This is a genomic window from Bacillus sp. FSL K6-1560, assembly GCF_038592935.1.
GTDB lineage: Bacteria > Bacillota > Bacilli > Bacillales > Bacillaceae > Bacillus > Bacillus subtilis.
Map to the genome: position 1 here is coordinate 228140 of NZ_CP151946.1, position 22984 is coordinate 251123.

Here is a 22984-nt window from a genome sequence, read left to right on the forward strand (position 1 = left end):
AGTCCGATTTATGCGTTGAACAATATCTGGAGGATGAAAAAAGAAGGAGGTCGTGAAGAGGTGAACACAGTGGTCTAAAGACAGGCGAAGGTTTTCAAGCTCGGCCGTGTATAAACGAGTTTGCTTTCAAAACCTCACCGAATGCAGCTTGTTCTCAGCAAAGCTGCTGTTTACCAGAGCACGGTTATCATGTTCGCATCACCTCTTTATGACAATGCATGTGCCAAGAGGTGATCGCATCACCGGCTGTCTGTCGTAGTTAGCTGACACACCGTTTGTCCTCAAGCTCAGCGCAGCGATTTGCTTTTGAATAGAGGATATGGTGAAAACTCAGATCAGGTGATAGAAAAGCCAGAGGTAAATAGATCCGCCTGTTCGGACTAGTCTTGCCGGACGGTTTTTTTGTGGTTTTTCTTTCTCGATGCTGTCTCAGATTCTAAAAACTGCCTCACATCATGAATGCCTAATCCAATGGATCTAGCTTCTTGAATTAACATATGCCAATCTTTGTCCAAATCTTTTTTAACATGAGTTTTCATAGTAACCTCCAATTGTATAAATGTTTTCCTGCAACATGCGGGCAATAAAAGACAAGCCAGCGCGATGATGAGGCGAGTACAACAAATTTCACACATAGTTGCTCGGTGTTCACAAACTGAAGGAAAAACCACCTACCTATTCCCTAAAAAAATGACTAATATAACCAATGGACCTTATTTATAATAATAAACAATTAAATACTGACTGGATAGTATGTAAATGAAAATAAATCATTTAGCCTATTAAAAATGACCCCTGGGAAACCGAATAGCATAACCGTTCAAAGAAATAAATACCGCTAAAGATTGATCCGGTGTAAGATAAGGGTAATCATTACCGCCAGGAGAAAAATATGAAAAAAAACAAATTTCAAATTAAAAGAGAAGCAACATTTGAAAGTTTTATAGACGCTGGCGTGAATTTGTTGATTGACCGAGCGTATGATCCGGTTTCTGTAGAAGATATCAGCAGAGCCGCCGGGTACAGCAAAGGAGCATTTTATGTTCATTTTGTCAGCAAGGACGATTTTCTGCTGTATCTTCTCGAAAAACGTCAGATGAAAAAAAGATCATTATAGGGTATCTTGATCAAATGGAGCGGGAGTCAGTGAAATCGCTGACATTGGACGAGGCTGCAAAACACGCTGCAGAACTGCTTTATTCCTATTACATAAATAAGCCGTCGTGGGACATCACCTCGTTTGCCATGAACATGCCGACGTATAAAGTCTTAAAGAAATGCAAGGCCTATGTCCGGCTGTACGAATTGTGGGTGGAAGAAAATGTGTTATATATTAAGTGGCTGAAGGAGAGAAAGCTGATTGACGCCTGTATTGATCCTGAATATACGGCTAAAATAATATGTGCAGTCCTCGACGGAATCATCAAACAATCATATGTATTGGGCCAGCCAGCCACCTTCCGCAGCTTTTTAGACGCACTCTCGGTATTTTTCACTTTAGACAGAGAGCACGAGACGCCAAGAATTTTGAAAAGTTTTTCAGAAAGCGAGGAACATCAGTGAAGTATAGAGAAATAATTATGTATATCATTATGGGGGCTTTCACAACCATTGTGAATATCGCCAGCTTTTATATATTGGTAGAGATCATGAATGTGGATTACAAAGCAGCCACTGTCGCCGCTTGGATTTTGTCCGTGCTGTTTGCTTACATAACAAATAAATTATATGTGTTTCAGCAAAAAACACATGATCTGCAGAGCCTGCTGAAAGAGCTCACTGCTTTTTTCAGCGTTCGGGTCCTGTCTCTCGGCATAGATTTAGGCATGATGATCATTCTTGTCGGCCAGTTCAATACAAATGAAACCTTGGCCAAAATACTCGACAACGCGGTCATTGTTGTCGTCAACTATGTTGCGAGCAAATGGCTCGTCTTTAAAAAAACAAAAGAAGAAGGGGTATGACAGAGGACAGCAGCATATGATCTGCCGTTTTCTATGGAGAAATAAGGGGAATAAAAAATAAAAACCAGAAAGGTGATTGCACATGCGGGAAGAGCTAAAGGGGATATTTGCAAGTGTATTCGGAGAAAAAGAGGGGTTACGGTTTTTTTTCGCACCTGGAAGAGTGAATCTGATTGGAGAACATACAGACTATAACGGCGGGCATGTCTTTCCGTGCGCGCTGACAATGGGTACATATGCTGCTGTTGCAGAAAGAAAAGACGGGGTTGTCCGGATGTATTCAGACAACTTTAAAGACGCGGGGATCAAGGAATGCAGCCTTGACGACATTCGCTATCAAAAAGAAGACGACTGGGCGAACTACCCAAAAGGCGTTATTTATGAATTTCAACAGAGGGGATATGCAGTTCCCCATGGCTTTGACATTGTATTTTCAGGGAATATTCCAAACGGGGCGGGGCTGTCGTCTTCCGCTTCTATTGAACTGCTGATGGGGGTCGTGCTCCAAAGCTATTTTCATCCTGAAGTAGATGCGCTAGAGCTTGTGAAAATGGCGCAGCATGCGGAAAACCATTTTATCGGCGTCAATTGCGGAATTATGGACCAATTTGCAATTGGAATGGGGAAAAAACATCATGCGATGCTGCTGAACTGTGACACGCTTGACTATGAATATAGCAAACTCAATGTCTCAGGCCTCGCGCTGGTCATCGCGAACACGAACAAAAAAAGAACATTGGCTGACTCAAGCTATAATACGAGACGCCAAGAATGCAATGATGCATTGCTTGATCTGAAAAAAGGCCTCGATATTACAGCACTGGGCGACATCAAGCCTTCTGATTTCGATGCGCATTCCAGCCTGATCCAAAATGAAACGAACAGACGCCGGGCAAAGCACGCTGTATACGAAAATCATCGTGCTATTAAGACGGCCCATATGTTCAAAGAGAACAATATAGATGAAATCGGGCAGTTAATGAAGGAATCCCACCTTTCATTGAAGGATGACTATGAAGTAACATGCCCTGAACTTGATGAGCTTGTGTTTGCGGCATGGGATCACGAAGGTGTAATTGGATCAAGAATGACGGGAGCAGGCTTTGGCGGCTGCACCATCAGCATTGTAAAAGATGAGTTCGTTGATGATTTTATTCAGAAGGTTGGAGACAGATATCAAGAAAAAACAGGGCTCCGAGCGGACTTTTATGTCGCGGATATCGGAGAGGGAGCGAGAGAACTAAAGGGGGAGTGACATATGAGTATTATTGAACATCTGGAACAGCTGCTTGAGTATGGCCTGGAACGAAAATTGATTTCGATCTGGGATCGGGAATATACGAGAAACCGTCTTTATGAAGCGCTGGGCATCACACATCCCGAGCCGATCTCCAGCACCAGCACCAGCATCAAGCAGTCACAAAGCCTGCCGGACTTGCTAGCTCCCATCTATAAATGGGCTGCCGAAACCGGCCGAATGGAAGCGGATACAGATACGTACCGTGACCTGCTCAGCGCAAAGCTGATGGGCTGTTTTGTGCCTGCCCCGTCCGAGGTCATTCGCAAATTTGAAGAGACAAAAGCATTATACGGCCCAAAACAGGCGACAAAGGAATTCTATCAATATTCAGAGGATGTCTATTATATACGGACTGACAGAATCGCCAAAAATGTTCATTGGACGGTGCCGACCGAATATGGCGAGCTGGAAATGACCATTAACCTATCAAAGCCTGAAAAGGACCCGAAAGCGATTGCGGCTGCAAAAGAGCAGGAACAGACAAATTATCCGATGTGTTTGCTGTGTAAAGAAAATGTCGGCTTCGAGGGAAGCGTGAATCATCCAGCCCGGCAAAATCACAGAATCATTCCGGTCATTCTTGAGGACGAACAATGGTTCCTGCAATTCTCGCCATATGTCTATTATCCGGAGCACTGCATTGTCTTAAAAGGTGAACATGAACCGATGGAGATCAGCAAAAAAACATTTGAAAGGCTGCTGTCATTTCTTGGCCAATATCCGCATTATTTTATCGGTTCAAACGCGGATCTGCCGATTGTCGGCGGCAGCATCCTAAGCCATGATCATTTCCAAGGCGGCGCGCATGATTTTCCAATGGCACGTGCAGAAGCGGAAGACGTTTATGAATTAAATGATTATCCCGGCGTGTCGCTGGGCTTAGTGAAGTGGCCGATGTCTGTGCTCAGGCTCCAAGGAGACGAACCGGGTCATGTCGCCGAAGCTGCTGACCATATCTTCCGCACGTGGCAGACGTATTCCGATGAAAAAGCCGGCATTGCCGCCTATACAGGCGATACGCCCCATAATACGGTCACACCGATTGCGCGGCGCAGGGGAGACTTGTACGAACTCGATATCGTACTGAGGAACAACCGGACGGATGAGGAGCATCCATTAGGAATATTTCATCCTCATCAAGAAGTCCACCATATTAAAAAAGAAAATATCGGCCTGATTGAGGTCATGGGATTGGCGATATTGCCTGGCCGCTTACAGGAGGAAATGAAAGAAACGGCAGCGGCGCTATGCTCTGCTGATCCAAAAACAGCCTTAGAACAAAATCCGCTCACGGCAAAGCATAGTGAATGGGCTCTTCGGATGATGGAAAAAAGAACCATAACAAAAGAGAATGCAGATCTAGTCATAAAAGAAGAGCTGGGACATGTATTCGCTCGCATTCTTGAACACGCCGGTGTATTTAAGCAGACAGCAGTGGGAAAACAGGCCTTCAGAAGGTTCATCGATCAGTTGGGCGCCAAACCAGTCAAAAGCCTCAACCGCTAGGGTTGAGGCTTTTTCGATTTTTATCGCAAAACAAACACCCAAAGCGCTGACGCTTCGGGTGCTGCTGCTTTTATCCTCTTTTTCTGGTTAACAGGCTTACTAGAAAGACAACAATGGCTGCGCCGATTACCGCTGGAATAATGGCAAATCCGGCTAGGTGCGGCCCCCATGTTCCAAGCAGCCCGTGTCCAATCCAGGCGCCTATAAGACCTGCGATCATAGACCCGATAATTCCTCCGGGCATATCTCCTTTTACAAACAGGCTTCCAAGCCATCCGATAATAATAGCGACGATAAGTGAAATAAGAAAACTCATCATGCAACACATCCTATTTTTTATTTATTTGCTTATATCATTCCTCTTTTTTGTATAAGATAAACAACTGGATGCTCTCATAAAAAAATACGGACAATTCAGAGCATATTGGCTCTTCATTGCGCCTTTTCTTTCAATATTTGATGCGTTAAAATGGTAACCGTGTGAAAAGATGCTAGACGAGGAAAAAATAATTCCTATCTAGAAAGTTTAACAAAATGAAATTTTTGATTGACCTAAGTTTTTTATTGTGGTAAACCTTAATTTGTCAGAATTAGTTCTTCATCATCTTTCTTTACTTTATATGCGGAAATAACTAGAAACTTTTCATCTTAAGCGATAGATGTGAATAAAGTTGGAGCAATTTTTGTCGATTTTATGACATTTAAGCGAAAATGGGATGAAGTTTATAAAAAAATAAAGCTAATAAGTGAAGTTTTTGATAGCATAACAAAGTAGAGAAAAGATTTTGAGGAAGTATGCACTTCAGATTTATTACATCAATAGGAAGGATGGTGATCTTCTTGTTCAGAGCATTAAAACCGTTGCTTGTATTAGCGCTGTTAACTGTGGTTTTCGTCCTTGGGGGATGCAGCAATGCTTCAGTACTAGATCCGAAAGGACCTGTAGCTGAACAGCAAAGTGATTTAATCCTGTTATCTATCGGATTTATGCTGTTTATCGTCGGGGTCGTCTTTGTTCTATTTACCATTATTTTAGTAAAATACCGCGACCGTAAAGGCAAAGATAATGGATCTTATAACCCAGAAATTCACGGTAACACGTTTTTAGAAGTAGTCTGGACAGTGATCCCAATTTTAATCGTCATTGCACTTTCTGTGCCAACAGTACAGACGATATATTCGTTAGAAAAAGCTCCTGAAGCAACAAAAGACAAAGAGCCTCTTGTTGTTTATGCTACTTCGGTAGACTGGAAATGGGTATTTAGCTACCCTGAACAGGATATTGAAACGGTCAACTACTTAAACATTCCTGTCGACCGCCCGATCTTGTTCAAAATCTCATCTGCAGATTCAATGGCTTCGCTATGGATTCCTCAGCTTGGAGGGCAAAAATATGCGATGGCAGGAATGCTGATGGATCAATACTTACAGGCTGACAAAGTGGGTACTTACGAAGGCCGCAACGCGAACTTCACAGGTGAACATTTTGCAGACCAAGAGTTTGATGTGAATGCAGTCACAGAAAAAGACTTTAACAGCTGGGTGAAAAAGACTCAGAACGAGGCTCCTAAGCTGACAAAAGAGAAGTATGATGAATTGATGCTTCCTGAAAATGTGGACGAATTAACGTTCTCTTCTACTCACTTGAAATACGTTGATCACGGACAAGACGCTGAGTACGCGATGGAGGCGCGCAAACGCCTTGGCTATCAAGCCGTTTCACCGCACTCTAAAACAGATCCGTTTGAAAACGTAAAGAAAAACGAATTTAAGAAGTCTGATGATACAGAAGAATGATATTGATCAGGAAAGGAGGAAGCCTGCATGAAATTCAAATGGGACGAATTTTTCGTAACTGGTGACCCATTAATTCTGGGCGCACAAGTTTCCATTGCACTTTCAACCATTGCCATTATTTTTGTACTGACTTACTTTAAAAAGTGGAAATGGCTGTGGTCTGAATGGATAACTACTGTTGACCATAAAAAACTCGGAATCATGTATATTATATCTGCTGTAATTATGTTATTCCGCGGCGGTGTCGACGGTCTGATGATGCGTGCCCAGCTAGCGCTTCCGAATAACAGTTTTTTAGACTCAAACCACTATAATGAAATTTTTACAACTCACGGTACAATCATGATCATCTTCATGGCGATGCCGTTCTTAATCGGTCTTATCAACGTTGTTGTGCCTCTTCAAATCGGTGCCCGCGACGTTGCGTTCCCTTACTTGAACAACCTGAGCTTCTGGACGTTCTTTGTAGGGGCGATGCTTTTCAATATTTCTTTCGTTATCGGAGGTTCTCCGAACGCAGGCTGGACGAGTTATATGCCGCTTGCAAGTAACGACATGAGCCCTGGGCCGGGTGAGAACTACTACCTCCTCGGACTTCAGATTGCCGGTATCGGTACCCTGATGACAGGGATCAACTTTATGGTAACAATCTTAAAAATGAGAACAAAAGGCATGACATTAATGCGTATGCCGATGTTCACATGGACAACACTGATCACAATGGTTATTATCGTGTTTGCGTTCCCTGTACTTACAGTAGCATTAGCACTTTTATCATTTGATCGTTTGTTCGGCGCTCACTTTTTCACATTGGAAGCAGGCGGTATGCCGATGCTTTGGGCTAACTTGTTCTGGATTTGGGGACATCCTGAAGTATATATCGTTATTCTTCCGGCGTTTGGTATTTTCTCAGAAATCATCTCAAGCTTTGCAAGAAAACAATTGTTTGGTTACAAAGCGATGGTTGGTTCTATTATCGCCATCTCTGTATTGAGTTTCTTAGTTTGGACTCACCACTTCTTCACAATGGGGAACAGTGCGTCCGTTAACTCATTCTTCTCAATTACGACAATGGCAATCTCAATCCCAACCGGGGTTAAAATCTTTAACTGGCTCTTTACAATGTATAAAGGCCGAATCAGCTTTACAACACCTATGCTGTGGGCGCTTGCGTTCATTCCTAACTTCGTTATCGGCGGGGTTACAGGGGTTATGCTTGCGATGGCAGCAGCGGATTATCAATACCATAATACGTACTTCCTTGTATCTCACTTCCACTATGTGCTGATTGCGGGTACTGTATTTGCTTGTTTCGCCGGATTTATTTTCTGGTATCCAAAAATGTTCGGCCACAAGCTGAACGAAAGAATTGGAAAATGGTTCTTCTGGATCTTTATGATCGGGTTCAATATTTGTTTCTTCCCGCAATATTTCTTGGGGCTTCAAGGCATGCCTCGCCGTATTTACACATACGGACCGAATGACGGCTGGACAACATTGAACTTTATCTCAACAGTCGGAGCTTTCATGATGGGTGTAGGATTCTTAATCCTTTGCTATAACATCTACTACAGCTTCCGTTACTCTACTCGTGAAATCAGCGGAGATTCATGGGGTGTGGGACGTACGCTTGATTGGGCGACTTCTTCTGCGATTCCGCCGCATTACAACTTTGCGGTGCTTCCTGAAGTCAAATCTCAAGATGCATTCCTGCATATGAAAGAAGAAAAAACTGAATTATACCCTGAAAGCAAATTCAAGAAAATCCATATGCCAAGCAACTCAGGCAGACCGTTCTTTATGTCTGTTGCCTTCGGTCTTGCAGGCTTTGGACTTGTCTTTGAATGGTACTGGATGGGCGTAGTCGGATTGATCGGAGTCCTGCTCTGCATGGTTCTGCGTTCATTCGAATACGACAACGGCTACTACATTAGTGTTGATGAAATAAAAGAGACGGAAAGAAAGATTTCCGAATAAGGAGGCGTGAGTTATGGAACATGCAGAACACGGCAATTCTAACGCGCCTATGGAATATCAATCTGAAACCGGCAGACTTAATATTCTCGGGTTTTGGATCTTTTTAGGGGCAGAAATTGTGTTGTTCTCAACACTATTTGCAACCTTCTTCGTTCTTAAAAACAGAACAGCTGGAGGTGTCTTGCCAGACGAACTATTTGAAGTCAATCTGGTAATGATTATGACGTTCTTGCTGCTGATCAGCAGCTTTACCTGCGGGATCGCTGTTCATGAAATGCGCCGCGGAAGTTTAAAAGGCGTAGTCATTTGGACAATTATCACTCTTCTTCTCGGTGCCGGCTTCGTCGGATGCGAGATCAACGAGTTTGTTCACTATGTACATGAAGGAGCGGCTCTCAGTACAAGTGCGTTCTGGTCTGGATTCTTTGTTTTACTTGGAACTCACGGAACTCACGTAACAATCGGGATTTTTTGGATCACAGGAATTCTGATTCAGTTGAAGAAACGCGGCTTAACTCCGCAAACTTCATCTAAAATCTTTATCTCAAGCTTGTACTGGCACTTCTTAGATGTTGTATGGATTTTCATCTTTACAGGTGTCTATCTCATGGGATTGGGGGGTCTGTAAAATGGCAAACAAATCTGCTGAACACAGTCACTTTCCATGGAAACACATTGTAGGTTTTATCCTGTCTATCGTTTTGACCCTGCTGGCTCTATGGGTTGCAGTGTATACTGACCTGAGCTCATCAGCAAAACTTTGGATTATCTTCGGCTTCGCCTTCATTCAGGCGGCGCTGCAGCTTCTCATGTTCATGCATATGACAGAGAGCGAAAACGGCACGATCCAAGTCGGAAACACGCTGTTCGGATTCTTTGGCGCGATCGTTATCGTACTTGGATCCATCTGGATTTTCGCGGCTCACTATCACCATGGTGACCATATGGACGGAAATCCTCCTGGAGGCGCTGAACACTCAGAGCATTCAGGCCATAACGAATAATACAAAAACCCTCTTCATTGGAAGAGGGTTTTTTGCTGTCTTCAGCTGCTTCGCTTTCTGCGAAGATACGGAAGGCCGTAAATGATAAATGCGGCGATATGAGCGACAATGACGTTAACGGCAAACAAGATAATCATGAGAGTGTGTCCAAGTGGAGAAAGGCTTTCTGTTGCGTAAAAGAAGAAGAATACCCACATTAAAATGATTGGCGGAATAGCTGAGAGTGCGACTTTTTTGTTATCAAGCCAAATAAAGAGAGGCGTTGCGCTGGCAACCAATAAGTAAGCAAAAAACATGTCCATCATACCCGTCTCCTTTCATTTTGTGATAACGTTTACAAAAATGAAATAGAGGAACTGAGTTGTGTCTGTTTTGTGATTGTTTTTTGAACATTCTGTTACAATTATTATACCATGTTTTCCAGAAATTGATACGTGTTTTTGCAGAAATGGACTGGATCTATCGTCTTATTTTTTTTGTTTAATGTGCTAGGAGAATGTATGGGCATGGGGCTCTGAATTTTTAGCTGTTTCTTATGAGGTATACATTATTTGGGAACATAACACATTATCGCATTCGTTTTTTAACAAATTCTATTGGTATGGCGTTTTTTTCATTTGAAAAGTTTTGTGTCAATCGAAACATTTCGGTTTATGATACGTCATATTTCGTGTAGCTGAAAAAGCGCCGCAAATGCTGAAAAAACATAAAAGGAAGCGAGCTTCACGTGTCATCTTGAACGTGGTTCATGTATAATAAACATTAGTGATTTTCCGATGAAAATGTAAGGCGGGATAGAATGAGTCGATATAAGAAACAGCAAAGCCCCTTTTACCAGGGGGATTTGATTTTTATATTTGGTGTGTTTTTTATTATAAGCGTAGTATCAATTTATGCTGCCGGTCAGTTTGGGCAGTATGGGAACACGGATTGGATTCAGCAAATTGTGTTTTATCTTTTGGGGGCTGTTGCCATTACAGTTCTTTTGTACTTTGATTTAGAACAGCTTGAAAAGTTAAGTTTATATATTTTTATCATTGGTATTTTATCTTTGATTATTCTTAAAATCAGTCCCGAGTCTATTGCACCTGTTATTAAAGGGGCAAAAAGTTGGTTTAGGATCGGTAGAATAACAATACAGCCGTCAGAGTTTATGAAGGTTGGTTTGATTATGATGCTTGCTTCAGTTATTGGAAAAGCAAATCCTAAAGGAGTTCGGACGCTTAGGGATGATATCCACTTGTTATTAAAGATTGCGGGTGTCGCAGTTATTCCTGTAGGTCTTATCCTGATGCAGGATGCTGGGACTGCGGGAATATGTATGTTTATCGTTCTTGTAATGGTTTTTATGTCAGGGATAAATTGGAAATTGATTGCGATCATAGCTGGTTCAGGTATCTTACTCATTTCATTAATTTTATTAGTAATGATAAACTTTCCTGACGTTGCTAAATCAGTTGGAATACAGGATTATCAAATTAAGCGGGTCACTTCTTGGGTGTCTGCTTCAAATGAGACACAGGAAGATTCAAATGACAGCTGGCAAGTTGACCAGGCCATCATGGCAATAGGATCTGGTGGTATTTTAGGTAATGGTATTTCTAATTTGAAGGTTTATGTTCCAGAGAGTACGACTGACTTTATCTTTTCTATAATAGGTGAGTCATTTGGCTTTATAGGCTGTGCAATTGTTGTCATCATGTTCTTCTTTTTAATCTACAGGCTTGTTGTTCTGATAGACAAAATACATCCGTTTAACCGTTTCGCTTCTTTCTTTTGCGTTGGCTATACGGCGTTAATTGTGATCCACACATTCCAGAATATCGGAATGAACATTGGCATTATGCCTGTTACCGGGATTCCGCTGCTGTTTGTCAGCTATGGGGGAAGCTCGACACTTTCCACGTTAATCGGATTTGGGATTGTATATAATGCAAGTGTGCAGCTGACGAAATACAGAAGTTATCTTTTTAATTCTTGATATGCAGACAGCCTTTACAGAGGCTGTCTTTTTTTGTGCAGAGCATTTCACTTTTGAGATCACTTTTTTTCGGATATGATAAAAAGTGATAAGGAGGTTTTTGTGATGAATAACACAATCGAAACCATTTTGAATCATCGGTCAATCCGGTCTTTTACTGATCAGCTTTTGACAGCTGAAGAAATTGATACATTAGTGAAAAGTGCGCAGGCTGCGTCTACATCCAGCTATGTGCAGGCATATTCGATTATCGGGGTTTCTGATCCTGAGAAAAAACGTGAGCTGTCCGTGCTTGCTGGGAATCAGCCTTACGTTGAGAAGAACGGACACTTTTTTGTATTTTGTGCGGATTTGTACCGCCATCAACAACTGGCTGAGGAAAAAGGTGAACATATTTCTGAGCTGCTCGAGAATACAGAAATGTTTATGGTTAGCTTGATTGATGCGGCGCTGGCTGCGCAAAATATGAGCATTGCCGCTGAATCCATGGGGCTTGGCATTTGCTATATCGGCGGCATTCGGAATGAATTGGACAAGGTGACAGAGGTGCTGCAAACGCCTGACCATGTGCTCCCGCTTTTCGGACTGGCAGTAGGCCATCCTGCGAACCTTTCCGGCAAAAAACCGAGATTGCCAAAGCAGGCCGTTTATCATGAAAATACGTATAATGTGAACACAGACGATTTCCGTCATACTATGAATACGTATGACAAAACCATTTCTGATTACTATAGAGAAAGAACAAACGGGCAGCGGGAAGAAACGTGGTCCGATCAAATACTGAACTTTATGAAGCAAAAGCCGCGTACGTATTTAAATGACTACGTGAAAGAAAAGGGCTTTAATAAAAACTAAAGCAAACCTCTCCGTCTGGAGGGGTTTTTATGTTTCACGTGTAACATATTCCGACAAATAGGGACATGCTTTCACAAATAAATGGCGAATGATAGGGGACACTGATAAGCAGTGTGAGCGGCTTTGGAGAAAAAATAGGGGATCAGTGATACGATGAGGATGAGGTGGTAGGGATGGTTTCATTAAGTATATTAGATCAATCTCCAGTATCAGAGGGCAGCAATGCAGAAACGGCCTTACAGCAAACCGTTGCGCTTGCCCAAGCTGCTGAGGACCTTGGATATAAGAGATTTTGGGTTTCTGAGCATCACTTTTCAAAACGGCTGGCAGGGTCCAGTCCTGAGGTGCTAATCAGTCATATAGCAGCGAAAACAAAGCGAATTCGTGTTGGATCAGGAGGAGTCATGCTGCCGCATTACAGTGCTTATAAAGTAGCTGAAAACTTTCGTGTTCTGGAGGGGCTGACACCAGGAAGAATTGACCTGGGGCTTGGCAGAGCACCGGGGGGAATGCCGATTGCATCATGGGCGCTGAATGACGGTGGTAAGCGCAATGCTGATCAGTATCCGCAGCAAATTAAGGAGCTGACCATGTATTTGCATGATTTGGCGGATGACAAACACCGTTTTCCGAATTTGACCGCTGCGCCGCATATTTCAACGGCTCCGGATGTGTGGCTGCTCGGCTCATCTGGAGAAAGCGCGCTGCTCGCAGCTGAATCTGGCGCTGGCTATATGTTTGCCCATTTTATCAATGGAGAGGGCGGAGAGGGTACTGTCAGACAGTATAAGAGGCGATTCAAACCGTCTGTGTTAGGAGATACGCCTCGAGCGGCAGTTGCTGTTTTTGTTCTTTGTGCTGACACGGAGGAGAAGGCAGAGGAGCTTGGGGCTGTGCTTGATTTTACACTTTTGGCGGGAGAGCAGGGTATTCCTTTAGAGGGAGTTCCTTCGTATGAAGCTGTTCGGAAAAATACGTATTCTCCTTATGAACAGAGACGAATTGCTGATAATCGAAATCGAATGATTGTTGGTACGAAAGAACAGGTTAAGGAGCGGCTGTTAGCTTTGAGTAACGCGTATGAAACAGAGGAAATCATGGTGGTGACCATCACGCATCATTTTGAAGATAAGCTCCGATCGTATCGCTTATTGCAGGAGGCGTTTGCTGACTGATCTTTAAAAAGCCCTGCCGAATCGGCAGGGCTTTTTCTTATTCAACAGTGAAAGGTTCTTCGGTCAAAACCTGGCTTGACTTGCCTTTGTTCGCGGCATATGCGAGCAAGTAATACTCTCCGGCCGGAAGTTTGGTTCCGCCATTAATCGTGCCGTCCCAGTCAAAGTACTGGTAACCTTTATCTTGGTTTTTATAAATGCCGGCTTGGCCTGCGAAATCAAGGTTGCTGTCATAGACGAGGAACGCCAGCTCTTCCGCTCCCGCAGGAAGGTAGGTTTCAATTTGATAGGTACCTTGTACAGACCCTTCGCTGACAGAGACAGATGTGACTCTCGGATAATCGGGCTCTTTCACAATCAGCAATGTAGGTACCTTAGCGACCGTTTTTCCGCCTTCTCTGACGATAACCGTTCCTTCATAGGTGCCAGCTTTTGTTTTCTTCGTATTGACCTTTACTTTTGCAGTGGCTTTCCCGGTTTGATGTGCCGGAATCACAACACGGCTTGTGCCGGATGTGGAAATGCCGCTGCCATTAAATGAGTATTCAAGTGTGTATGACTTTCTAATGGAAGATTGATTTTCAATCGTAAACGTTTCATTTTTTGTTTCGTTTCCGTTTTCCTTCAAGAACGTGCCGTATGAATAGCTTCCAGGTGAGACGAGCGAATCGGCTTTGATTGCGTTCATGATTCTTGCGCTGCCTGCGCCTTGAGCGTTATGCGGATATACTTCCCCATCGCTATCCTTTAAAGTGACAGCGGTATTCATGATGGCGGCTTTAATCTGTTCAACGCTCCACTTTGGTTTGGCTTGTTTAATAACGGCAACCGCTCCGGCAATATGAGGCGATGCCATGCTTGTTCCTTGTTTTGATCCGTAGCCGTATGGATGGTCAGGATCGTGTGTTGGGATCGTGCTCACGATATTGACCCCTGGCGCGGAAATATCAGGCTTAATCATCCACGTATCCATAACAGGGCCGCGTGATGAGAAATCAGCGACTTGTTCACCGAGCGCTTTTGAGACCGTCAACTTGAATGTTGTTTTTGTCTCACCAGCTTTCAGGGCGCTGACGAGTTTTTCGCCGTCTTCTAATGAAAGCTTAATCGTTGGGACAGACATGCCTGGCACATTGGCTTCAATTTCTCCAGAGAGGTTGTTATACACAACCATGCCGATTGCACCGGCTTTTTTAGCGTTATCCGCTTTATCCACAAATGCAATGCTGCCTCGTTTGACAACGGCGACTTTGCCTGTCAGGTCTTTCCCTTCAAAATCCTTTGCTTCGCCGATTCCCGCTTCGACAAGCTCAACTTCTTTGTTATTGAGCGCTTTGACGTCGTCCTCTTTGTTGTAGCCCATCACTTTTGCTGAAGAGTAGGAGCCGAAAGTGACGGCGTATTCATTGAGCGGCAGCTGAGTCGCACCGACAGAAATCGCTTCTCTTGATGTGCCCGGCGATCCGACTGTCCAGCCGTTCGGTCCGCTGTTGCCGTTTGAGGTAACAGCGACAACGCCTTCTGACATGGCCCAGTCAAGCGCTGTGCTTGTCGCCCAGTCCGGGTTGTTTAAAGAGTTTCCGAGAGACAGGTTCATCACATCTGCCCCGTCCTGCACTGCACGTTCCACGCCCGCGATGACGTTTTCCGTTGTGCCGCTTCCGCCAGGCCCTAACACACGATAAGCAAGAAGTGTGGCATCAGGCGCTACGCCTTTAATCGTTCCGTTTGCAGCCACAGTTCCGGCTACGTGTGTGCCATGGTCAGTTGCCTCGCCCCTCGGATCGCCGGTTGGTGTTTCTTTTGGATCGTAATCATTGTCCACAAAATCGTATCCTTTATATTGTCCAAAGTTTTTCTTCAGATCTGGGTGATTGTATTCAACCCCAGTGTCAATAATCGCCACCTTGATGCCTTTTCCTGTGTAGCCTAAATCCCATGCATGGTTTGCTCCGATATAAGGCGCACTGTCATCCATTTGCGGAGATACGGCGTCTTCGGAGATTGTGACGTCTTTATCCTTCATATTGTCTGTTTTATATGTGACGTTCGGGTACACTGCCTTAACGTCTTTTACCGCTAGAAGTTTTGGAATCTCATTAGCTGGAAGCTTCATAGAGAAGCCTGAGAATACCTGCTCATATTCCCGGTTTACTTTTCCGTTTTTCACTGCTTTGATTGCTTTGTTTTTTGCTTTGGTGCGAGCGGTTTTCAGCTTGCTTTTCGATTGGCTTTCTCCCGCTTCCTTCGCTTCTGCCAAGGATTTTTCTTTTAATTCCACTATAACGGTTGTTTTTTTGCTTGTCGTCATATCGATATCACCGAATACCTCGGCTTTTTCCAGATCAGCCGACGTTTTTGAAGAAGCCGGAGCTGCCTGAACGCCCGTAATGCCTGTGGATAACGCAAAAAATAAGACGAAACTTACAAGCAGAAAGCGAATGATCCCCTTTTTCAATGTGTTTCCCCCTTTGTATTTAGAAAAAATGTGAAAGATCTAGTATATATTTCTTGAAAATTCAAAAAAATCCTTGTGTCATTTGGACCATTTATTGGATTTTGTTTGTGTATAACGAAGGAGTTATACACAGAACCCTGTGTATAAGTGAATAAACCTGTGTATATATATAGTTAGGAATATACGTTCGTATACAAAATATAGATAGAGTTTGTGGACATGTGGATATCTCTTGTGATTAAGTTGTTCTTATCTTTGGGATAACTTGTGTATAAAGTTTTCAAAGCGGTTCTCCAATTTTCATTTCAATTCTTTCAGCTTTCAACAAAACTTCTAAAAACTAGTTGGTTTTTTCACTCATATTGTGACAAAGAATTCTCTTTCCACGGTCTATCATAGAGTCATGAGTTTTGCTAGAGCCGCTAGTTTGCGAGAAAAGAAATCGGCCGTCTTTTCTTGCGGGCTGCGGCTGAGAAAACGGGCTGCTAAAAAGGCTGCCTGCCAAAAAGAAGCGGAGGGATGTTTTTCTATGAAACGTTTGCTTGTATCTTTACGGGTGTGGATGGTCTTTTTGATGAACTGGGTGACGCCGGACAGAAAAACTGCGGCTGCCGCGGTCTATTCGGCTCAGCGTACATACCAAAGAAAGGCGGCTGTGCAGGCCGCAGGACTCGTTTCGTTTTATGAATGGCGGATGGCTGTGAATGAGGAAGAAAAGCAGAAAGCGAAAGCCGCCGCGCTTTATAAAAGAAGATGTTTGCAAGCCTTCAAGGAATCGCCAAAGCAGGAGAGAGCGGGCCCGCATCTTTACATGGCGGTCAAAAGGAGGTAAAATCCCAGTCAAAAGCAAATTGGCGGGAGAGATAACCTCTTGAAAATCTATAAAGTATTAAACAACAATGCGGCTTTAATAAAAGAGGATGATCAGGAAAAAATCGTGATGGGACCGGGAATCGCTTTTCAAAAAAAGAAAAATGATCTCATCCCTATGAATAAAGTGGAAAAGATCTTTGTCGTGCGCGACGAGAATGAAAAGTTCAAACAAATCCTGCAAACACTGCCGGAGGAGCATATAGAAATAGCTGAGGATATTATCAGGTATGCGGAAGGAGAGCTCGCGGCGCCGCTGAGCGATCACATTCATATCGCGCTTTCCGACCATTTGTCCTTTGCGATCGAAAGGATTCAAAATGGGCTGCTTGTGCAGAATAAATTGCTGCATGAGATAAAGGCGCTCTATAAAAAAGAATATGAGATCGGCCTGTGGGCGATCGGACATGTAAAAGAGACATTGGGCGTGTCTCTGCCTGAAGATGAAGCGGGTTATATTGCCCTTCACATCCATACGGCGAAGATGGATGCGGAGAGCATGTATTCAGCGCTGAAGCATACGACCATGATCAAAGAAATGATAGAGAAAATAGAACAATACTTTAATCGAAAGGTGGATGAAAACAGCATTTCCTATCAACGCCTTGTCACGCATTTGCGATACGCGGTCAGCCGGTTGGAATCAAATGAAGCGCTCCATCGTATGGACGAGGAGATGCTTTATTTCATCCAAAAAAAGTATTCATTCGCCTATCAATGTGCGCTGGAGCTGGCGGAGTTTTTGAAAAATGAATATCAATTACATTTGCCGGAATCCGAGGCCGGCTATATCACGCTGCATGTCCAGCGTCTTCAAGATCTCTCGGAATAACCGCTTTGACTTGCAGGGAGTGATCTCTGGAAGTTTTTTTATTGATCAGGATTCAGTGTGTAGTACATCCAGCCCATCATAACTATTCCCGCGGTCAGATTGCCGAGCGTAACGGGGATTAAGTTTCTGACTGCTCCCATCAGTGTCACTGTATCAGGGTGCTCGATCAAAAGCGAGATGGCGAATGTGCACATATTGGCAATGCTGTGTTCAAAGCCGGAAATAAAGAAGCAGAAAACGAAAAGCATCATGGTAAAAAGCTTTGCTCCTTCCCCTTTGAGAGACATTGGAATGAAAAAGGCGAGGCACACAAGCCAATTGCACAGCATTCCTCTGAAAAACAATTCGGAAGCCGGCGGCTCCATTTTGTGCTCTGCCAAATGAATCAAAAAGGAATGAACAGAAGGCTCCTCAAAAAGTCCCGTCGCGCTGATCAGGATGGCAAACAGAATGGCGCCGATTAAATTGCCGGCATAGCTTGACATCCACAAGTATAGGGTGTCGCGCCAGCTGATTTTTTTCCGGAGCGCGGTATAGGTGAAATAAAAGGTGTTGCCGGTAAATAAATCTCCGCCTCCGTAAGCAATCATCAGAATAGCGGCCCCGAAAGTGACAGCGGCTGCCGGAAAGGCAAACGGAGAATCAGCCATAAAGAAATAGCTGCCTGTTTTGCTTGCGGCTGTAATGCCAAAACCAATAAATATACTGGCCAAAATGGACCGAAGCACATAACGGATTTTGCTTGAAGCGAATATGTTTTGTTTTTTCAAAGCATACTGTTCAACCTTTTGTAATGCTTGAGTTTCCATTGTCTTTTCCTGCTTTCTTTCATGATTGAGCATAGTATAGCACGATATTGTGAAGTATTTCACAATTAATTTTTACGAATTTTTGTCTACATGTTATATCAAACTATTTAACTAAAAAAATAGTTGACGAAAACGCTATCATGATTTATGATGAAAGCGTATTCTTAATCTGAATAAGCGGGATTGTGACTGGTAAAGCAGGCAAGACCTAAAATTTGCGTAAATGAAAAAGGATCGCTGTGTCCTTTATTCGTTGGCGAATTTTAGGTCTTTTTTGTTTAAATAAAAGGGGGAGAAATAGATGGATTACAAAGAGACTGCAAAACGCCTCATTGAGCTTCTCGGAGGGAAAGAAAATATTATCAGCGCGGCTCATTGTGCAACAAGACTGCGTTTAGTGATGAAAGATGAATCAAAGATAGATCAAGCACAAGTAGAAGAGCTTGATGGCGTTAAAGGGGCTTTCAGCAGCTCTGGCCAGTACCAGATCATTTTCGGAACAGGCCTTGTGAATAAAGTATTCGATGCCTTTTCTAAAGAAGCTGATATCGAGCGTGAAGAACACGTCAATCATCAGGATGCGGCAAAAGAAAAGCTGAATCCCGCTGCGAGATTTGCGAAAACGCTTTCTAATATTTTTGTCCCAATTATCCCGGCTATTGTGGCCAGCGGCCTGTTAATGGGATTGCTGGGTATGATCAATGCGTTTCATTGGATGAGCAAGGATTCTGCAGTTTTTCAGCTGCTTGATATGTTTTCAAGTGCAGCATTCATTTTCTTGCCGATTCTAATCGGAGTAAGCGCTTCAAAAGAATTTGGCAGCAACCCGTACTTGGGAGCGGTCATTGGGGGAATCATGATTCATCCAAACCTTTTGAATCCATGGGGTTTGGCTGAAGCGACACCTGATTATATGCATCTTTTTGGATTTGATATCGCGCTTCTAGGCTATCAGGGAACTGTCATCCCTGTCCTGCTTGCGGTGTATGTGATGAGCAAGGTAGAGAAATGGACGAGAAAAGTGGTTCCGCATGCGGTAGATTTGCTTGTTACACCTTTTGTTACTGTAATTGTCACCGGGTTTGTTGCTTTTATCGCGATTGGCCCTCTGGGAAGAGCGCTTGGCTCCGGGATTACGGTTGCTTTAACTTATGTGTATGACCATGCCGGTTTTGTGGCAGGTTTGATTTTCGGGGGCACGTATTCACTCATCGTGCTGACAGGTGTTCATCACAGCTTCCATGCGATTGAGGCTGGGCTTATTGCAGATATAGGCAAAAACTACTTACTGCCGATCTGGTCAATGGCGAATGTCGCACAGGGCGGGGCAGGTCTTGCCGTCTTCTTTATGGCGAAAAAGGCAAAGACAAAAGAAATCGCGCTTCCGGCAGCATTTTCCGCTTTTCTCGGCATTACTGAGCCCGTCATATTCGGAGTCAATCTTCGCTACCGAAAACCGTTTATCGCTGCGATGATCGGAGGCGCATTGGGTGGGGCATATGTCGTCTTTACACATGTAGCTGCAAACGCTTACGGGTTAACGGGAATTCCGATGATCGCCATTGCGGCTCCGTTTGGCGTCAGCAACTTGATTCACTATCTGATTGGCATGGCGATTGCGGCAGTGTCAGCGTTCATTGCAGCATTTGTCATGAAGATTAATGAGGATGAGGAGAGGAAAAAATGACAGCACATGACCAGGAGCTTCGTCGCCGGGCTTATGAAGAAGTGGAGAAAAAAGAGCCCATCGCTAACAGCGATCCGCACCGCCAGCATTTTCATATCATGCCGCCGGTTGGGCTGCTGAATGACCCGAATGGCGTGATTTATTGGAAGGGCAGCTATCATGTATTCTTTCAGTGGCAGCCGTTTCAGACGGGGCACGGCGCAAAATTTTGGGGGCATTATACGACACAGGATGTTGTGAATTGGAAGCGGGAAGAGATTGCGCTGGCTCCGAGTGATTGGTTTGATAAAAACGGCTGCTACTCGGGCAGCGCTGTCACGAAAGACGATCGGCTCTATCTTTTTTACACAGGAAATGTCAGGGATCAGGATGGAAATCGGGAAACGTATCAATGCCTTGCTGTTTCTGACGACGGGCTGTCCTTTGAGAAAAAGGGTGTCGTCGCCCGCCTTCCGGAAGGATATACGGCGCATTTTCGCGATCCGAAGGTATGGGAGCATGAAGGCACATGGTATATGGTGATTGGTGCGCAAACAGAGAATTTGAAAGGGCAGGCTGTGTTGTTTGCTTCTGATAACCTGACAGAGTGGAGATTTCTTGGCCCGATAACCGGCGCGGGCTTCAACGGGCTGGACGATTTTGGATACATGTGGGAATGCCCTGATTTGTTTTCCCTTCAAGGATCGGATGTGCTGATTGTTTCGCCTCAAGGGCTTGAGGCTGACGGTTTCCGTTATCAGAACGTATATCAATCAGGTTATTTTGTCGGCCGCCTCAATTATAACAAGCCTGAACTGAAGCATGGTGAATTTACGGAGCTTGATCAAGGTTTTGATTTTTACGCGCCGCAAACACTTGAAGACGATCAGGGAAGGCGGATTTTATTTGCATGGATGGCGGTGCCTGATCAGGATGAAGGGTCCCATCCGACCATTGACTGCCACTGGATTCACTGCATGACGCTGCCGAGACAGCTGACGCTTTCAGGACAGAAGCTGATTCAGCAGCCGCTGCCTGAGCTAAAAGCCATGCGCAGAAATGAGAAAAAAATACACATCAACATGCATGGATCATCTGGTGCGCTTCCAGTGGAAAAACCTGAAAGAACTGAGATTCTACTGGAAGACATTCATACGGAGTCTGGCTTTTCAATCAGTATCCGCGGAACGGCTACGTTTTCCTTCCATAAAGACGAGGGGATTGTTACGCTGGAACGAAAGAGCTTTGACGGAAAAAGAACAGAAGCGAGACATTGCCGCATCAAGGATTTGCATACCGTACACATGTTTCTCGACGCGTCATCTGTGGAAATCTTTATCAATAACGGAGAAGAGGTCTTTAGTGCAAGATATTTTCCTTTCCCGGGAAATCATGAAGTAACAGCCAGTGCGACCGGGAAATCTGAAATGAATGTCGGAATTTGGACACTTATGTAGAAAATCCTTCTATTTTCTTATGTGAAATCTGAGCCATCTGTGCTATTCTTCAACGATAACCTACTATTTTTTTCTGTAAAAGGAGTTGTTTTCTTGAATATACATGAACAGAAGATAACACCGGAATGTTTGGAAAAGGCTGCTAACCAAGTTGAAGATAAGCGAGAAGAATATAAGGATGTGCTGCTTCAGCTGAAAAAAATGCTTGGCGGAACAACGCCGCACAGTGAAACGGCGGAAATTCTCACGCGGGCATATGAACAAATGAAGGAATATGCACTTTTTGTTCAGTCGATAGAAACATTTTTGAGGAAATCTGCAAACAATTTAAAAATCAAATAAACAGGCTGCCGATGGGATCGGCAGTTTTTTCTGTGAAAAGTCTTCGGTGATTTAAAAAGGGCTGCCTCTCTGTAAGGCAGCCCCTTTTTTTATGATTGTTGATTCAGGCGCAGTGCAGAATGCTTCGTAGGACCAACATACTGGTTTAGCGGGAAGGATTCTTTAATGGCCGCTGTGATGAATTCTTTCGCTGCGTAAATGGCTTCTTTGACTTCCGCACCTTTGGCAAGCTCCGCTGTCACGGCTGCTGAGAATGTACAGCCTGCGCCATGTGTATAAGGCGTATCGATCATTTCGCTTTCAAGGACTTCCGCTGTTTCTCCGTCATAGAGAACATCAACGGCTTTCTCGTGTTTGAGTTTGCCTCCGCCTGTAATGACGACATATTGAGCGCCGAGTGCGTGAATTTTTTTCGCGGCTTCGATCATATCGTCAACTGTTTTTAGTTCATCCATGCCGCTGAGCTGGCTGGCTTCAAACAAGTTTGGCGTAATGACAGTGGCTAGCGGAGCCAATTGCTCACGCAGGGCTTGGGCGTGCTCCGGATAAAGGACTTCATTAGCACCTTTGCAAACCATAACCGGGTCAATTACCACATTTTTTAATTGTTTTTCTTTGATCGTTTTTGCCGCAAGCTCGATAATGTCAACGGTTGGCAGCATTCCTGTTTTCATGGCGTCCACGCCGATGCCGTCCGTAATTGTTGCAAGCTGGGCGCGGATTGTATCAGTATCGATCGGGAATACCTGATGGTTCCAGCTGTTGTTTGGGTCCATCGCAACGATCACCGTTAAGGCGGTCATCCCGTATACGTTTTTTTCTTGAAATGTTTTTAAATCAGCTTGAATCCCAGCACCGCCGCTGGAATCTGAGCCGGCAATGGTGAGTGCTTTATGCATAGACATGTCTTGAACCTCCATCGTGTTTTGTCTTTCATTATAGTTAGATTTTCTCTGTATCACAATATAGAAGATCTATAGGAATCATTTGA

Annotated in this window: 21 protein-coding genes and 1 pseudogene; 16 read left to right on the forward strand and 6 right to left on the reverse strand. The window is 44.0% G+C overall.

Going from position 1 to position 22984, the window contains the following annotated elements; genetic code table 11:
* Nucleotides 1-380: 380 nt before the first annotated feature.
* Entirely contained in the window at nt 381-539 is a 159-nt protein-coding gene (gene slrA / locus NYE22_RS01310; RefSeq protein WP_014478351.1) for a transcriptional regulator SlrA, read from the reverse strand.
* A gap of 353 nt (nt 540-892) precedes the next feature.
* On the opposite strand from slrA, the pseudogene slrC reads away from it, so the two are divergent.
* From slrC to galT, 4 genes and pseudogenes are all read left to right on the forward strand, one after another.
* Nucleotides 893-1563: pseudogene (slrC, locus tag NYE22_RS01315) on the forward strand (transcriptional regulator SlrC).
* Nucleotides 1564-1580: 17 nt separating this feature from the next.
* Entirely contained in the window at nt 1581-1964 is a 384-nt protein-coding gene (locus NYE22_RS01320; protein WP_032725134.1) for a GtrA family protein, read from the forward strand.
* Nucleotides 1965-2046: 82 nt separating this feature from the next.
* Nucleotides 2047-3219: a galactokinase gene (locus NYE22_RS01325; RefSeq protein ID WP_046160978.1), complete on the forward strand. Its 1173-nt coding sequence runs from the start codon at nt 2047-2049 to the stop codon at nt 3217-3219.
* 3 nt (nt 3220-3222) lie between these two features.
* The gene (galT, locus tag NYE22_RS01330; RefSeq protein ID WP_161621136.1) at nt 3223-4770 is read left to right on the forward strand and encodes a UDP-glucose--hexose-1-phosphate uridylyltransferase; all 1548 of its coding nucleotides are present in this window, start codon (nt 3223-3225) and stop codon (nt 4768-4770) included.
* A 70-nt stretch (nt 4771-4840) separates the two neighbouring features.
* Here the strand turns inward: galT and NYE22_RS01335 are convergent, their stop codons facing one another.
* Nucleotides 4841-5086 carry a GlsB/YeaQ/YmgE family stress response membrane protein gene (locus NYE22_RS01335; RefSeq protein WP_009968363.1) on the reverse strand — a complete coding sequence of 82 codons (246 nt, stop codon included), beginning with the start codon at nt 5084-5086 and terminating at the stop codon, nt 4841-4843.
* A gap of 515 nt (nt 5087-5601) precedes the next feature.
* Here NYE22_RS01335 and qoxA point away from each other — a divergent pair.
* Genes qoxA through qoxD form a run of 4 tightly spaced genes read left to right on the forward strand, consistent with a single transcriptional unit; the run spans nt 5602 to nt 9548 of the window.
* Nucleotides 5602-6567, forward strand: a complete 966-nt coding sequence (gene qoxA / locus NYE22_RS01340; protein WP_010886637.1) for a cytochrome aa3 quinol oxidase subunit II — start codon at nt 5602-5604, stop codon at nt 6565-6567.
* A gap of 27 nt (nt 6568-6594) precedes the next feature.
* Entirely contained in the window at nt 6595-8544 is a 1950-nt protein-coding gene (gene qoxB, locus NYE22_RS01345) for a cytochrome aa3 quinol oxidase subunit I (protein WP_003227407.1), read from the forward strand.
* A 13-nt stretch (nt 8545-8557) separates the two neighbouring features.
* Nucleotides 8558-9172, forward strand: a complete 615-nt coding sequence (qoxC, locus tag NYE22_RS01350; protein ID WP_003227409.1) for a cytochrome aa3 quinol oxidase subunit III — start codon at nt 8558-8560, stop codon at nt 9170-9172.
* A gap of 1 nt (nt 9173) precedes the next feature.
* Complete coding sequence (gene qoxD, locus NYE22_RS01355) at nt 9174-9548, forward strand: cytochrome aa3 quinol oxidase subunit IV (RefSeq protein ID WP_003227410.1); 375 nt, start codon at nt 9174-9176, stop codon at nt 9546-9548.
* Between the two features lie 41 nt (nt 9549-9589).
* Here the strand turns inward: qoxD and ywcE are convergent, their stop codons facing one another.
* On the reverse strand, nt 9590-9853 hold the full coding sequence (gene ywcE / locus NYE22_RS01360; RefSeq protein ID WP_003227411.1) for a spore morphogenesis/germination protein YwcE: 264 nt from the start codon (nt 9851-9853) through the stop codon (nt 9590-9592).
* Between the two features lie 494 nt (nt 9854-10347).
* Here ywcE and rodA point away from each other — a divergent pair, with 494 nt between their 5' ends.
* The 3 genes from rodA to NYE22_RS01375 all read left to right on the forward strand — a co-directional run bounded on the left by rodA (nt 10348) and on the right by NYE22_RS01375 (nt 13559).
* Nucleotides 10348-11529, forward strand: a complete 1182-nt coding sequence (gene rodA, locus NYE22_RS01365; protein WP_003227413.1) for a cell shape-determining peptidoglycan glycosyltransferase RodA — start codon at nt 10348-10350, stop codon at nt 11527-11529.
* A gap of 105 nt (nt 11530-11634) precedes the next feature.
* The gene (gene nfsA, locus NYE22_RS01370; RefSeq protein WP_014478349.1) at nt 11635-12384 is read left to right on the forward strand and encodes an oxygen-insensitive NADPH nitroreductase; all 750 of its coding nucleotides are present in this window, start codon (nt 11635-11637) and stop codon (nt 12382-12384) included.
* 173 nt (nt 12385-12557) lie between these two features.
* Complete coding sequence (locus tag NYE22_RS01375; RefSeq protein ID WP_003244349.1) at nt 12558-13559, forward strand: LLM class flavin-dependent oxidoreductase; 1002 nt, start codon at nt 12558-12560, stop codon at nt 13557-13559.
* Nucleotides 13560-13596: 37 nt separating this feature from the next.
* On the opposite strand, the gene vpr is transcribed toward NYE22_RS01375, so the two are convergent.
* Nucleotides 13597-16017, reverse strand: a complete 2421-nt coding sequence (gene vpr / locus NYE22_RS01380) for a serine protease Vpr (protein WP_342412244.1) — start codon at nt 16015-16017, stop codon at nt 13597-13599.
* Nucleotides 16018-16546: 529 nt separating this feature from the next.
* Between vpr and NYE22_RS01385 the strand changes: the two genes are divergently transcribed.
* Entirely contained in the window at nt 16547-16849 is a 303-nt protein-coding gene (locus NYE22_RS01385) for a hypothetical protein (RefSeq protein WP_003222155.1), read from the forward strand.
* Between the two features lie 39 nt (nt 16850-16888).
* Nucleotides 16889-17719 carry a sac operon transcriptional antiterminator SacT gene (gene sacT / locus NYE22_RS01390; protein ID WP_342412245.1) on the forward strand — a complete coding sequence of 277 codons (831 nt, stop codon included), beginning with the start codon at nt 16889-16891 and terminating at the stop codon, nt 17717-17719.
* 38 nt (nt 17720-17757) lie between these two features.
* Here sacT and NYE22_RS01395 read toward each other — a convergent pair whose 3' ends face one another.
* A complete protein-coding gene (locus tag NYE22_RS01395) occupies nt 17758-18528 on the reverse strand; it encodes a formate/nitrite transporter family protein (protein ID WP_003243563.1) in 771 nt (256 codons plus the stop codon).
* 301 nt (nt 18529-18829) lie between these two features.
* Here NYE22_RS01395 and scrA point away from each other — a divergent pair, with 301 nt between their 5' ends.
* The 3 genes from scrA to NYE22_RS01410 all read left to right on the forward strand — a co-directional run bounded on the left by scrA (nt 18830) and on the right by NYE22_RS01410 (nt 21993).
* Nucleotides 18830-20215 (forward strand): PTS system sucrose transporter subunit IIBC, encoded by a 1386-nt coding sequence (gene scrA / locus NYE22_RS01400; RefSeq protein ID WP_029318665.1) that lies wholly within the window; start codon nt 18830-18832, stop codon nt 20213-20215.
* Nucleotides 20212-21651 carry a sucrose-6-phosphate hydrolase gene (sacA, locus tag NYE22_RS01405; protein ID WP_125121066.1) on the forward strand — a complete coding sequence of 480 codons (1440 nt, stop codon included), beginning with the start codon at nt 20212-20214 and terminating at the stop codon, nt 21649-21651. Before scrA ends, sacA begins: the two co-directional genes overlap by 4 nt.
* A gap of 93 nt (nt 21652-21744) precedes the next feature.
* Nucleotides 21745-21993 (forward strand): hypothetical protein, encoded by a 249-nt coding sequence (locus tag NYE22_RS01410; RefSeq protein WP_003243437.1) that lies wholly within the window; start codon nt 21745-21747, stop codon nt 21991-21993.
* Between the two features lie 89 nt (nt 21994-22082).
* Here NYE22_RS01410 and NYE22_RS01415 read toward each other — a convergent pair whose 3' ends face one another.
* Nucleotides 22083-22898, reverse strand: coding sequence for a bifunctional hydroxymethylpyrimidine kinase/phosphomethylpyrimidine kinase (locus tag NYE22_RS01415; RefSeq protein WP_003242645.1), 816 nt, complete (start codon nt 22896-22898; stop codon nt 22083-22085).
* Between the last annotated feature and the right edge of the window lie 86 nt (nt 22899-22984).